The sequence below is a fragment of the Actinocorallia aurea genome, assembly GCF_054783995.1.
Genome location: NZ_BAAGPQ010000015.1, coordinates 447,965 through 460,786 on the forward strand (window position 1 = coordinate 447,965; position 12,822 = coordinate 460,786).

11 protein-coding genes are annotated in these 12,822 nt (G+C 73.0%); 6 read left to right on the forward strand and 5 right to left on the reverse strand.

Annotated elements, in window-relative coordinates:
• Entirely contained in the window at positions 1-870 is an 870-nt protein-coding gene (gene folP, locus ACYVOM_RS21875) for a dihydropteroate synthase (protein ID WP_460305305.1), read from the forward strand.
• Here folP and ACYVOM_RS21880 read toward each other — a convergent pair.
• From ACYVOM_RS21880 to ACYVOM_RS21890, 3 genes are all read right to left on the reverse strand, one after another.
• Positions 867-1,724, reverse strand: coding sequence for a LysR family transcriptional regulator (locus ACYVOM_RS21880; protein WP_460305306.1), 858 nt, complete (start codon positions 1,722-1,724; stop codon positions 867-869). The genes folP and ACYVOM_RS21880 overlap by 4 nt on opposite strands.
• A gap of 81 nt (positions 1,725-1,805) precedes the next feature.
• A complete protein-coding gene (locus ACYVOM_RS21885) occupies positions 1,806-2,705 on the reverse strand; it encodes an Lrp/AsnC family transcriptional regulator (protein WP_460305307.1) in 900 nt (299 codons plus the stop codon).
• Between the two features lie 180 nt (positions 2,706-2,885).
• Positions 2,886-4,628: an AfsR/SARP family transcriptional regulator gene (locus ACYVOM_RS21890; protein WP_460305308.1), complete on the reverse strand. Its 1,743-nt coding sequence runs from the start codon at positions 4,626-4,628 to the stop codon at positions 2,886-2,888.
• 144 nt (positions 4,629-4,772) lie between these two features.
• On the opposite strand from ACYVOM_RS21890, the gene ACYVOM_RS21895 reads away from it, so the two are divergent.
• The 4 genes from ACYVOM_RS21895 to ACYVOM_RS21910 all read left to right on the forward strand — a co-directional run bounded on the left by ACYVOM_RS21895 (position 4,773) and on the right by ACYVOM_RS21910 (position 9,621).
• Positions 4,773-6,209 (forward strand): GuaB1 family IMP dehydrogenase-related protein, encoded by a 1,437-nt coding sequence (locus tag ACYVOM_RS21895; RefSeq protein ID WP_460305309.1) that lies wholly within the window; start codon positions 4,773-4,775, stop codon positions 6,207-6,209.
• Positions 6,210-6,285: 76 nt separating this feature from the next.
• A complete protein-coding gene (locus ACYVOM_RS21900) occupies positions 6,286-7,653 on the forward strand; it encodes an LCP family protein (protein WP_460305310.1) in 1,368 nt (455 codons plus the stop codon).
• Between the two features lie 71 nt (positions 7,654-7,724).
• The gene (locus tag ACYVOM_RS21905) at positions 7,725-9,146 is read left to right on the forward strand and encodes an LCP family protein (RefSeq protein WP_460305311.1); all 1,422 of its coding nucleotides are present in this window, start codon (positions 7,725-7,727) and stop codon (positions 9,144-9,146) included.
• 40 nt (positions 9,147-9,186) lie between these two features.
• Entirely contained in the window at positions 9,187-9,621 is a 435-nt protein-coding gene (locus tag ACYVOM_RS21910) for a hypothetical protein (RefSeq protein WP_460305312.1), read from the forward strand.
• Here ACYVOM_RS21910 and ACYVOM_RS21915 read toward each other — a convergent pair.
• Together ACYVOM_RS21915 and ACYVOM_RS21920 are read right to left on the reverse strand one after the other, a co-directional pair.
• Positions 9,605-10,756 carry an acetyl-CoA C-acetyltransferase gene (locus ACYVOM_RS21915; RefSeq protein ID WP_460305313.1) on the reverse strand — a complete coding sequence of 384 codons (1,152 nt, stop codon included), beginning with the start codon at positions 10,754-10,756 and terminating at the stop codon, positions 9,605-9,607. The two genes, ACYVOM_RS21910 and ACYVOM_RS21915, sit on opposite strands and share 17 nt — an antisense overlap.
• A 15-nt stretch (positions 10,757-10,771) precedes the next feature.
• On the reverse strand, positions 10,772-11,554 hold the full coding sequence (locus tag ACYVOM_RS21920; protein WP_460305314.1) for an SDR family oxidoreductase: 783 nt from the start codon (positions 11,552-11,554) through the stop codon (positions 10,772-10,774).
• A gap of 95 nt (positions 11,555-11,649) precedes the next feature.
• On the opposite strand from ACYVOM_RS21920, the gene ACYVOM_RS21925 reads away from it, so the two are divergent.
• Positions 11,650-12,690, forward strand: coding sequence for an enolase C-terminal domain-like protein (locus ACYVOM_RS21925; protein WP_460305315.1), 1,041 nt, complete (start codon positions 11,650-11,652; stop codon positions 12,688-12,690).
• Positions 12,691-12,822 lie beyond the last annotated feature (132 nt).

The window sequence follows — 12,822 nt, forward strand, 5'->3', positions numbered from 1 at the left end:
ATGGCTCGCCGGGTGATCGCGGAGAACGCCCGGGAGGGGAGCACGGTGACACTGCGGCTGGGCGGACGGATCCTGGACGGCCCCACGGTGATGGCCGTGGTGAACCGCACCCCCGATTCGTTCTTCGACAAGGGCGCCACCTACGGATTCGACGCGGCCATGGCGGCCGTGGACAAGGCGGTCGCCGACGGCGCCGACGTGATCGACATCGGCGGCGTCAAGGCAGGCCCCGGCGACGACGTGGACGTCGCCGAGGAGCTGCGCCGGGTCGTCGACACCGTGTCGGCGGTCCGGGAGCGGCACCCGGCGATCGTGATCAGCGTGGACACCTGGCGGGCCGAGGTCGGCGACGCGGTGGCGCGCGCGGGCGCCGACCTGCTCAACGACACCTGGGGCGGCCCCGATCCCGAACTCGCCGCCGTCGCCGCCGAGCACGGCCTCGGCCTGGTCTGCGCGCACGCCGGGCGCCAGCGGCCCCGCACGCGCCCCCACCGGGTCGCCTACGACGACGTGGTGGCCGACGTCATCGGCCATGTGACGGCCGAGGCCGAGCGGGCCGTCGGGCTCGGCGTGCGGCCCGACGGCATCCTCATCGACCCCGCCCACGACTTCGGCAAGAACACCCGCCAGTCCCTGGAGATCAGCCGCCGACTCGACGAGATGGTGGCCACGGGGTGGCCGGTTCTGGTCGCCGTGTCGAACAAGGACTTCATCGGCGAGGCGCTCGGCCGCCCCGTCGACAAGCGCGGCGTCGGCACGATGGCCGTCCTGGGCGTCTCGGCCCACCTGGGGGCCCGCATGTTCCGCGTCCACGACGTGGCCGGCGCCCGACACGCCCTCGACCACGTGGTGGCCCTGGGGCTCGTCTAGTTCCCGTGCTCCTTGGCGTAGGCGAGGAACTCGCGCGCCACCTGGGGAAGGGGCCGGTGGGCGTGGACGAGGCCGATGGTGCGGGTGACGGGCGGCATCAGGGACCGCACGACGAGGCCGTCGGTGTCCTCGACCTGGTTGCGGTACCAGAGCAGTGAGCCGCGGCCCGCGCGGACCCACCCCGGCCAGGCGCTGCGCTCATCCGATTCGACCGCCACGACGATGTTCGCCCCGATCGCGCCGAGCATCGCGTCGAGTTCGGCGCGCCGGGCCGTCCCGCGGGTCGGGACGATCAGGCGCAGCCCCTCCATCGCCGCCGGCGACACCGGGTCGCGCAGCTTGAGCGCGGGCGGCGAGATGAGGACCACCTCGCGCTGGTCGAACGGGTGGGCGGCGAGGTCCCCGGGCACCGGAAGGTCGGTGACCGCGAGGTCGGCCTGCCCCGTCCGCACCGCGGCCCCGACCGCCTCGCGTCCGTCGCACCGCACGACCCGCACCTTCACCGCGGGCTGCTCGCGGGCGAACTTCGGCAGGAGCCGGGCGGTCAGCTCCGGCTCCAGCGTGGGCGTGGCGGCGATGCGCAGCTCCGACCCCCGGCCCTGCCCGCGCGTCACCGCCTCGATCGCGTCGACCGCCTCGAGCGCGATGCGCGCCTGGCGCACCACCTGTTCCCCCGCGGCGGTCAGCACGACCCCCCGTCCGGACCTGGCGAACAGCTCTATCCCCAGTTCACGCTCCAGCTCCCGCACGGCCCGGGAGAGAGCGGGTTGAGCGACGTAAAGCGCCTGTGCCGCCGACGTCATGGTGCCGTGGTCGGCGGTGGCCACGACGTAGCGCAGCTGCCGCAGATTCATGCCAACGACGGTATGGCACCGCGGCCCGCCGGTCCCGAACATGACGGAAAGCCACCGGTTGTAACTAGTTACGCCAACGATTCACGCGCGGTCCGGGAGTTCCGCCGCGTACGACTCCTTGACGACCTCCAGCACCTGCCAGGAGTCCAGCTCGCGGACGTGCCCGGTCGCGCGGACCGCGTCGAGCACGTCGACGAGCCCGGCCGCCGAGCCCGCCTCGGCGCGCCCGAGGAGATCGAACCTGCCGAAGCCCGCCGAGAGGTACCGCACGCCGTCGAGCGCGCCGATCTCCTTGGCGGCACGGCGGACCGGCCCCCCGACGACGACACCGAACGTGGCGAGCTCCTGGCTGCCCAGGGCGGCCGGATCGGCCAGGCCGGTCACCTGGATCACCCCCGAGCGCATCAGGCGCACCACGCGGGCTCTGGTGGCCGCCTGGGACGGTCCGATGATCCCGGCGAGCCGGGTGTAGGGGGCTCTGCCGTCGCGCTGGAGCTCCTGCAGGAGGCGCCAGTCGATGTCGTCGAGCGCCACGTCGCCGAGTCTGCGCACCACCGAGTGGGCGTCCTTGACGACCTCGGCGGAGCGGAACACCTCGACCGCGGCGACTCCGGGGAGCTGCCTGATCTCGTCGACGACGTCGGCGAGCGCCACGTCGTCGCGGGCGCGCGCCTCGGCGAGGACCGAGCGGCCTCCGGTGGCGAGGCCCGTGAAGCAGACCGCGGGATGCTTGGCCACTTCGCGCGCCGTCTCACGGGCGGGGCCTGCGCTGGTGACGGCGAGATGACCGACTGCGCTGGCCCCGATGACCCGGGCGTGCACGATGCCTACGACACGGACGACGCCGTGTTCGAGCAGGCTCTGCACCCGGGCTCTGACCGCCGTGCGGGAGAGCCCGACGCGATCCGCGAGAGCCTGGAACGTCGCCCGGCCGTCCCGCTGGAGTTCGCGGACCAGCACGGAGTCCACTGCGTCCAGCAAGGGGAGTCCTCCTGTCGAATGGGGTTCGCAAGATCCTTACATTTTCCAGCCGGAAGTGGGAAATTTTGATCTTGCTCGTGTTTGCCCCGTTCCATCGCACAGGAACCGGCGGCCCGGCCCCCTGAGATGTCCGAAAGAACGGCTGCGGCCCTGCCGCGCACGTCGGAACAGCACCTGTGATCAGCCCCATTCCTCGGTGGCGTTTCCCACTTCTGGCCGCAAGGTGAGTTCCCGGGCGAAGCAGCGCACGAGGCTGGGCGGTCGAAAACCGACACGGCCGGACGGACCGGGCACAGCTTCCAGGAGCCGCGCGTCCACCAGTTCTTCGAGTGCGTCGTCGCCCTCCGGGCCGTCCGGGCAGGAAGAACGCCCCGGATCATCCCGTTCCTCCCGGTCGAACGATCCATCGGCGAGCCGCGCGAACGCCCGTCGGGCCGGGGCGGAGAGCCGGGCGTGCGTGGCGGCCAGACCCGGCCGCACATCGAGGTCGCCGTGGGCCAGTTCGCCGAGCCTGCCGTCCTCGTCGCTCAGGCGGCGCACCAGATCGGCCAGCCGCCAGTGCGGCTTGCCCGCCAGCCGCGCCGCCGCCGCGCGCACCGCGAGCGGGAGCCTGTCGCACAGATCCACGAGCCGGGCCGCCGCGGCCGGCTCCGCCGCGATTCGGCTGGGCCCCGCGATCCGGGCCAGCAGCGCGAGCGCGTCGGCCGCGGGCAGCGGCGCCAGCTCCACATGGACCGCTCCGGGCAGCGCGCTCAGCCTGCTGCGCCCGGTCACCAGGACCGCGGGCCCCTCGCCGCCCGGCAGCAGCGGCAGCACCTGCCGCTCGCTCCCCGCGTCGTTCAGCACGACGAGCAGCCGCCGCCCATGCGTGCGCGCCCGGTACAGCTCAGCGCGCTCGGCCAGGCCGCAGGGCGGCGGGTCCACCCCGAGCATCCGCAGCAGCCTGCCCAGCGCCTCGGCGGGATCGGCGGTGAAGTTCAGATCGACGTACAGGCGGCCGTCCGGGAACCGCGCGCGCATCCGGTGCGCGGCCCGCACCGCCAGGGCCGTCGCGCCCGCGCCCGGCCTGCCGCTCACCGCGACGATCGGCAGCCCCGCGGGCGCCCCCGCCGCCGACAGCACCGCCGAAACACGCGCCAGCTCCCGCTCTCGGCCGGTGAAATCGGCGGGGTCGTGCGGCAGCGTAGTCTCGGCCGCCGGCGGGCCCGCCAGCACGTCCAGATGGGTGCGGCGCAGCTCCGGGCCCGGCTCCAGGCCCAGCTCCGCGACAAGGACGCGGCGGGCCCTCCCGTACACGGCGAGGGCCTCCGGGCGGCGGCCCGAGCGGGCCAGCGCCACCATGAGCTGCGCGTGGAACCGCTCGCGCAGCGGATGCCCGGCGCACAGTCTCGTCAGCTCCGGCACGAGTTCGGCCGCGGCACCGCGCGCCAGATCGACGCGGATCCGCTCCTCCAGCGCGAGCAGCCGCTGCTCCTCCAGCAGCGCGGCCTCCGCGTGCAGGCCCGGGACCCCCGCCAGCGCGGGACCCGCCCAGCCGCCCAGCGCCTCGTTCAGCAGCCGCCCGGCCGACTCGGCGTCCCCGGCCCGCTCGGCGGCGCGCGCCGCGCGCACCCGGGCGCCGAACCCGAGCGCGTCCACGGCTTCGGCGTCCAGCTTCAGCAGATAGCCCGGCGGGCGGGTGACGAGCAGGCCGCGGTCCGCGCCCAGCGCCCGGCGCAGCGCCGAGACGCAGCCGTGGATCTGGGTCGTCGACGTGGCGGGGGGCTCGCCCGGCCACACCGCGCCCACCAGGCGCGCGACGCTCACCGGCCGCCCCGCCTCCAGCGCGAGCGCCGCCAGCACCGCGCGCGCCCGCGGCCCGACCGGCACCGCGCCGCGCTCCCCGTCGCGTAGTTCCACGGGGCCCAGGAGCCTGACCTGCATAGGTTCGTCCTCCTCCCCGCCAAGGCCCTGTGAGAAAATTTCAATGATCTAACAAAGGATGTCAAGAGGCACCGCGGGAATTTCCCCGCGGCACCCGTGGGTAGGAAGCGGAACGGAGTTGTTCCCCGGACGATTGGCGCCACCTTGCGGCTGCTCAACGCTGAGCGCATAGCTCACGAGCTCACCTACAACGACGTCTTCATGGTTCCGTCGCGATCGGCGGTCGGATCGCGCCTCGGCGTCGATCTGACGGTCTCGGACGGCACCGGAACCACGATTCCACTGGTCGTCGCGAACATGACCGCTGTTTCCGGTCGCCGAATGGCCGAGACCCTGGCGCGCCGGGGCGGGATGGCGGTGATCCCCCAGGACATCCCGGCGGAAGTCGTCGCCGATGTCATCTCCTGGGTCAAGAAGCGCTCCCTGGTGTTCGACACCCCGATCCGGCTCGGCCCCGGCGACACCGTCGGGGAGGCGCTCAGCCTCCTGCCGAAACGCGCGCACAACGCGGTGATCGTCGAGGAGGACGGAAGGCCGCTCGGGATCGTCACCGAGGCCGACTGCCAGGGCGTCGACAGGTTCGCCCAACTACGCGACGTGATGTCCCGCGACCTGGTCACGCTCCCGGACACCGTGCTCGCCCAGGAGGCCTTCGAGGTCCTGCACGCCCGTGGCCACCGGATCGCCCCCGTCGTCGACCCGCAGGGACTGCTCGTCGGCGTCCTCACCCGGACGGGCGCCCTGCGCGCCACCCTCTACAGCCCCGCCGTGGACGCCGAAGGCTCCCTTCGCATCGGGGCCGCCGTAGGCGTCAACGGAGATGTGGCGGGCAAGGCGAAGGCCCTGCTCGACGCGGGAGCCGACGTGCTCGTCGTGGACACCGCGCACGGCCACCAGGAGAAGATGATCGGCGCGCTGGAGGCCGTCCGGGCCCTCGGGCCCTCGGTCCCGCTGGTCGCGGGCAACGTCGTCACCGCCGAAGGGGTCCGCGACCTCGTCTCGGCGGGCGCGGACATCGTCAAGGTCGGGGTCGGGCCCGGCGCGATGTGCACGACCCGGATGATGACCGGCGTCGGACGGCCCCAGTTCTCAGCGGTCCTGGAGTGCGCCGCCGAGGCACGGCGGCTCGGCAGGCACATCTGGGCCGACGGGGGCGTGCGCCACCCCAGGGACGTAGCCCTGGCCCTCGCGGCGGGCGCTTCCAACGTCATGGTCGGCTCATGGTTCGCCGGCACGTACGAGTCGCCGGGCGACATGCAGAAGGACGCCGACGGCAGGCTCTACAAGGAGAGCTTCGGCATGGCCTCGGCAAGGGCAGTCCGGCTGCGCACCGCCGAAGACACCCCGTTCGAGCGCGCGCGCAAGGCGCTGTTCGAGGAGGGCATCTCCACATCGCGGATGTACCTCGACCCGAGGCGGCCGGGCGTCGAGGACCTCATCGACGTCATCGTCGCGGGCGTGCGCAGCTCGTTCACCTACGCCGGCGCCTCCACCCTGGAGGAGTTCCACGAAAGGGCCGTCGTCGGAGTCCAGGGCGCCGCCGGGTACGCCGAGGGGATGCCGCTGTCCACGAGCTGGTGAGGGCACGGTGATGGGCGCGCCATCCGGCGGTCCGGCTGCGTGATCATGGAACGGCGCGCTGTGATCATGCTCGGCCATGGAGAACCACCTGTTCAGCGCCGCCCCCACCTTCCGCGCGGCACGCCGGCCGCTCGGCGCGTCGGGTCTCGCGACTGCGCTGCTGGCGACGGCCGTCTCGGCCCTCGTGCCCGGTCTCGCCCACCTGCGGGCGGGCCGGGTGCGGACCGGGCGGCTGATCCTCCTCGGCTGGGTGACGTCCTGGACGGCTGCCGTGCTCGTCCTCGCCGCTTTCGGGCCCTCCCCGGCCGAGGCCGCGGTCAGCCCCGGATGGCTCACCGCGATCATCTGCGGCGCGATCCTCGCGGCGATGGCCTGGACCGGCGTCATCATCGCGTCCTACGCGGCCATCCGGCCGATGGCCCCTTCGGCGGGCGTACGGTTCGTCGGCGCGGTCTCCGTAGGGCTGCTGTGCGCTCTCGCCGCCACTCCTCCCCTGGCGGTCGCCCACTACGGCGACGTCCAGCGCGACCTGATCAACGGGATCTTCACCGATCCGGACGGAGCCCCGGGAGCCGGCTCCTTCCCCGGCGCGGAAGGCGCCCACTGGACCGGCCCGCGCCGTCTCAACGTCCTCCTCCTCGGCGGAGACGCCGACGTGGGCCGCACCGGCGTGCGCACCGACAGCATCACCGTCGCCAGCATCGACACCCGCGACGGCTCCACGGTCCTGCTGAGCCTTCCCCGCAACCTGCAGCACGTCCCCGTGTGGGACGGCTTCCAGGCGGTGCCATTCGCGGGGGAACAGCTCCTCAACGCCGTCTACGAATACGGGGAGGGCCACCGGATCCCCTCGGGCGCCGCGCGGCCCGGCGCCGAACTGCTCAAGCGCACCGTCTCCCACGTGCTCGGCCTGCCCGTCCACCACTACGCGCTCATCGACATGCGCAGCTTCCGCCGCATCATCGACGCCCTGGGCGGGCTGCGCGTCTGCGTCCCGAAGGCCGTCCCGGTGCCTCGCGAGCAGATCCCCGCGGGCGCGATCCCCGCCGGATGCGCCGAGCTGAACGGCCGGGAGGCCCTGTGGTACGGGCGCTCGCGCACCGGAAGCAGCGACTACGCCCGGATGGACCGGCAGAAGTGCCTGCTGTGGGAGCTTTCGCGGCAGGCCACCCCCCTGAAGGTCCTGCGCGGCTTCCAGAAGCTCGCCAAGGCCTTCCGGCGGTCCGTGCACACCGATCTCCCCCGCGGGCTCCTCCCGGCGCTCGTGGACCTCGCGGGACGCGTCCGCACCGCCCCCGTCACGAGCGTGCAGTTCAAGCCGCCGCTGATCACGCCCGGCACACCCGACTACGGGCTGATCCGCCGGACCGCCGCCCGTGCCGTCGCCGCCGACGGTCGCGGCCGGGTCAGCGCCGTCCATGATTTGGGCAGGACCTGCTCGTGACCGAGATGCGGGCCGAATTCACGGGCACACCTCTCCTCGGAGTCCATGGGGCCGAGATCGGGGGAGGGTCCATGCGGCATGAGCAGGGCAGACAGCTGGTCCGGGCGTTCTCGCTCACCCTCGCTTCGGCCCTGCTGTGGGGGGTGGCGCATCTGGCCTCAGGCCGCCGCCTGACAGGAGCCGCCCTCGTCGCCGCCTACACGGTCGCCTTCATGGCCATCGGCCTGGGCGCGACTAGCTGGCGCGGCCGCGTCGCCGAACTCGCCCTCCGTCCCGACTGGCTGACCCTCATGATGATCGGCTGCCTCGCCCTGGCCGTCGGCTGGATCCTCGTGATCGCGGCGTCGTGGCGGCTCGTCCGCCCGGTGGGCCTCGGCGCGCCTTCCCGCGTCCTGGCCGTCGGGGCCGTCGCGGGCCTGTGCCTGGTGATCGCCGCGCCGTTCGCGTTCGCCGCGCACAGCACCTTCGTCGCCCGCGACACCCTGACCGCCATCTTCGGCGGGCACGCCGACAAGGGCGACGGGCGGATCCTGGCCGGCCGGAAGCGGCTCAACATCCTGCTCCTCGGCGGAGACTCCGGCAGCAACCGGTTCGGCGTGCGCACCGACAGCGTCACCCTCGCCAGCGTCGACACCCGCACCGGCGACACCGTGCTGCTCGGACTGCCCCGCAACCTCGAACACGTGCCCATGCCCGCGGGCCCCGCCCGGCAGCGGTTCCCTGAGGGCTTCGCCGGCGACGGACCCCTCACCCCCGGCCTACTGAACGAGATCTACCAGTACGCCGAGGAGCACCCGGAGATCGTCCCCGGTGTCCCCGACGGCAGGCGCGGGCCCGCGCTGCTCAAGGAGACCGTCGCCGGGGTCCTCGGCCTTCCCGTCGACTACTACGCCCTCGTCGACATGCGGGGGTTCGCCGGGCTCGTCAACGCGATGGGCGGCGTCTGGCTGCGCATCCCCGAGGACATCACCTTCGGCAAGTACGACGAAGGGCGCCTGGCCGCCGGATACCGGCGCCTCAACGGCACCGAGGCCCTCTGGTACGGGCGCTCGCGCACCTACAGCAGCGACTACGTGCGCATGGCGCGGCAGAAGTGCCTGATCCGCGCCATCGTCCGCCAGGCCGACGCGGGCCGCGTCCTCACCCGGTTCGAGCAGCTCGCGGTGGCCGCGCGGCACACGATCTCCACGGACGTCCCGCAGAAGATGCTGCCTTCGCTGGTGAAGCTCGCCGGGCGGGTCAAGGACGGCGGGAAGATCACGAGCCTCCAGTTCACCCCGCCCCTGATCGACACCTCCGCGCCCGACTGGGCGCTCATCCAGCGGCTCTCGGCCAAGGCGCTCACCTCACCCGCGCACTCGTCCCAGGCGCTGCGCCGCTCCGCCGGGCAGGACGCGGCCGCGTCTACGACCGCCGTGGACCATTCCGCCTCAGGAGGCTCCGAGCACGCTCTCGGCTCCGCCTCCTCCCTCGACGCCACCTGCCCGTCCTGAGAGTGGACGGCGCGGCGCCGCGCTCCGGACACTTGAAGACATGCGCGCGAAGCACCGGCTAAGGCAGGCCGTCAACCTTGTGAACCTCTCGACGCCCCTGGGCATCGTGCTCGCACGGCTCGGAGGGCGCGGCATCGTACGGCGCGGCCCGGACGGACTGCTCCTGGCCGACGGCTACCGGCTTCCGCTACCCGTCGCCCCCGCCTTCACCCTCGGCAACGTCATCGTGTTTCGCGACCTGCGCATGCTGGAGGGCAGGCCGAGACTCCTGACCCACGAGGGGAGGCACGCCACCCAGTACGCGTGGTGCCTGGGCGTGGTGATGCTCCTCCCCTACGTGGCGTGCGTCCTCGTGTCGTACGCGCTGTGCGGCGACTGGGCCTCCTACAACCCCTTCGAACGGCTCGCGGGACTGGAGGACGGCGGCTACCGCAAGCGGAGGCTCAGAGGCGGCCGGTTCAGAGGCGCTCGATGATCGTCACGTTGGCCTGCCCGCCGCCTTCGCACATCGTCTGGAGGCCGTACCTTCCGCCGGTCCGCTCCAGCTCGCCCAGCAGCGACGTCATGAGCCGCGCCCCCGTCGCGCCGAGGGGGTGGCCGAGGGAGATGGCGCCGCCGTTCGGGTTGGTCTTCTCCGGGTCGTAGCCGGTGTCCTTCAACCAGGCCAGGACCACCGAGGCGAACGCCTCGTTGATCTCTACCGCGTCGATGTCGTCCATCGACATGCCCGCCTTCTTCAGCGCGTGGAACGTCGCGGGGATCGGCGCGCTCAGCATCCGCACCGGGTCCTCGCCGCGCACGCTCAGGTGGTGGATCCGGGCCCGCGGGGTCAGCCCGTGGTCGCGGACGGCCTGCTCCGAGGCGATGAGGAGCGCCGCGGAGCCGTCGGAGATCTGCGAGGCCAAGGCCGCGGTCAGCCTTCCGCCCTCCACCAGCGTCCGCAGGCCGCGCATCTTCTCCAGCGTCGTGTCGCGGCGCGGTCCCTCGTCGTGCTCCACCCCGGCGATCGGCGCGATCTCCTTGGCGAACCTGCCTTCGTCGATCGCCCTGAGCGCGCGCTGGTGCGAGCTGTAAGCGAATTCCTCCATGGCCTCCCGCGTGATGCCCCACTGCTCGGCGATCATCTCGGCGCCGCGGAACTGCGACACCTCCTGGTCGCCGTAGCGGGCCTCCCAGCCCGTCGAACCGGCGAACGGCCCCGCGAAGCCCAGTGCGACACCCGCCGTCATCGCGTACGCGATCGGGATCTTCGACATGTTCTGCACGCCGCCCGCGACCACGAGGTCCTGCGTCCCCGACATGACGCCCTGCGCGGCGAAGTGCACCGCCTGCTGGGACGATCCGCACTGGCGGTCCACGGTCGTCCCGGGGACCTCCTCGGGCAGGCCCGCGGCCAGCCAGGCCGTCCGGGCGATGTCCCCGGCCTGCGGCCCGACGGTGTCGACGCAGCCGAACACCACGTCGTCCACGGCCGCCGGGTCGATGCCCGTGCGCCGGATCAGCGCGCTGATCGCGTGCGCGCCCAGGTCGGCCGGGTGGACCTCCGCCAGCCCGCCGTTGCGCCGCCCGACGGGGCTGCGGACCGCGTCGACGATGTAGGCCTCTGCCATAGCTGTTCTCCTCGCTCAGGGGTGCTGGCTGCTGACCGCGACGACCTCGCCCGTCATGTAGGACGAGTACTCGCCGGCCAGGAAGACGATCACGTTCGCGACCTCCCACGGCTCGGCGTACCTGCCGAAGGCCTCGCGGGAGGTGAGTTCGGCGAGCAGTTCCTCGCTTGTCACCTTGACCAGGTGCGGATGCATCGCCAGAGAGGGTGCCACCGCGTTGATCCGGACGCCGAACTCCGCGGCCTCCAGAGCGGCGCACCTCGTCAGGGCCATCACGCCGGCCTTGGCCGCGGCGTAGTGGCTCTGGCCCTTCTGCGCCCGCCAGCCGATCACCGACGCGTTGTTGACGATCACGCCGCCGTCGCCCTGGTCGCGCATCCGGCGCAGCGCCGCGCGGGTGCAGCGCATGGTCCCGTTCAGGGTGATGTCCAGGACGCGGTCCCAGCGCTCGTCGGGCATGTCGACCAGGTCGTCGGTGCCGCCGAGGCCCGCGTTGTTCACCGCGACGTCGATGCGGCCGAAGACCGCGACCGCGTGCGCGTAGAGGGCCTGGACCTGCTCTTCGGAGGTCACGTCGCACGGGACCGAGGTGACGCGGTCCGCGCCGAACTCCTTGGCGAGGTCCTCGGCGGACTGGGCGAGGCGGCGCTCGTGCGCGTCGGAGATCGCCACGCGGGCGCCCTCCTCCAGACAGCGGCGGGCCGTCGCGCCGCCGATTCCCGCGCCCGCTGCCGCGGTGATGACGACGACCTTGCCTTCGAGCAGGCCGCGCGGGGCCGGGTACTGGGGAACCGTCATGCCGCGCAGCTTACCAAGCACTTGCTTGGTTCACGAGGGGTGGGGTCGGCCGTGAGATCATGGACGGGTAGACAACGTCGTCGAGAGGGGTGACCGTGCCGTCGATCCGGGAATTCAGGGCCTTCCGTGTCGCCCTGCACCGCGGGCGCCGCCCCGAGAGCGTCCTCGTCCGGCTCACCGCCGAAGACGGGACCGTCGGCTGGGGCGAATGCGCCCTCCTCGACGACGACACCTGGACCGACCTGCGCGAACGCATCGGCCCTGCCCTCCCCCACCTCGAATGGGACCACCCCGAAGACCTCGGCGGCCTGCGCGCGCTCGGCGGGCCCCGCGCCACCGCCGCCACCGAGATCGCCGCCTGGGACCTCTGGGGTCGCCTCCACGGCGTGCCCGTCGCGCACGCGCTAGGCGGCACCCGCACCTCCGTCGTCACCGGCGCCCGCATCCCCCTCCAGGCGACACCCGACATCCTGCCGACCCTCGTCAACCGCTACATCGGCGGCGGCTTCTCCCGGATCACCCTGGAGATCCGGCCCGGCTGGGACCTCGAACCACTGCGCACCGTCCGCGAGGCCTTTCCCACCCTCGCCCTCCAGGTCGACGGCGACCACACCTACGACGGCACCCCCGAGCACCTGGGCACCCTCGAAGCACTCGACGCCTACGACCTCGTCGCCATCGAACGGCCCTTCGTCGACCTCGCCCCGCACGCCGAACTCCAGCGGGCGGTCCGCGCGGCGGTCGCCCCCGACATCACCGACCTCGACACCCTCCAGGCCGCCATCGGCCTCGACGCCGGCCGCGCCCTCAGCCTCCGCGTCGGCACCCTCGGCGGCCTCACCGCCGCCCGCGCAGCACACGACCTGGCCTACGCCTCGGGCTGGGACATCTGGTGCGGCGGCTCCGGCGTCTTCGGCATCGGCAAGGCCGCGTCCGTCGCCCTCGCCAGCCTCCCCGGCTGCACCCTCCCCAGCGACATCACCGAATTCGTCGGCGGCCCCGAATACCTGGACCCGCCGCTCCGCGCCACCGGCGGCGTCGTGGCAGTCCCCCTGTCCCAGCCGGGCCTCGGCCACACCATCGACGGCGACCGCCTCATGCGCCTGGCCACGGACGAACTCAAGTACCGCGCCTGACCACCGTGCCTCCGGCCCCGTGCCGCCCGGAAACAGGTGGGACCGAGACGGCCGAAAGGCTTTTCCAGGTGCGGAAATGCGAAAAGGCCCCGAACCGAAGTTCGGGGCCTTTCCCAAGTGTATTGCGGCGGT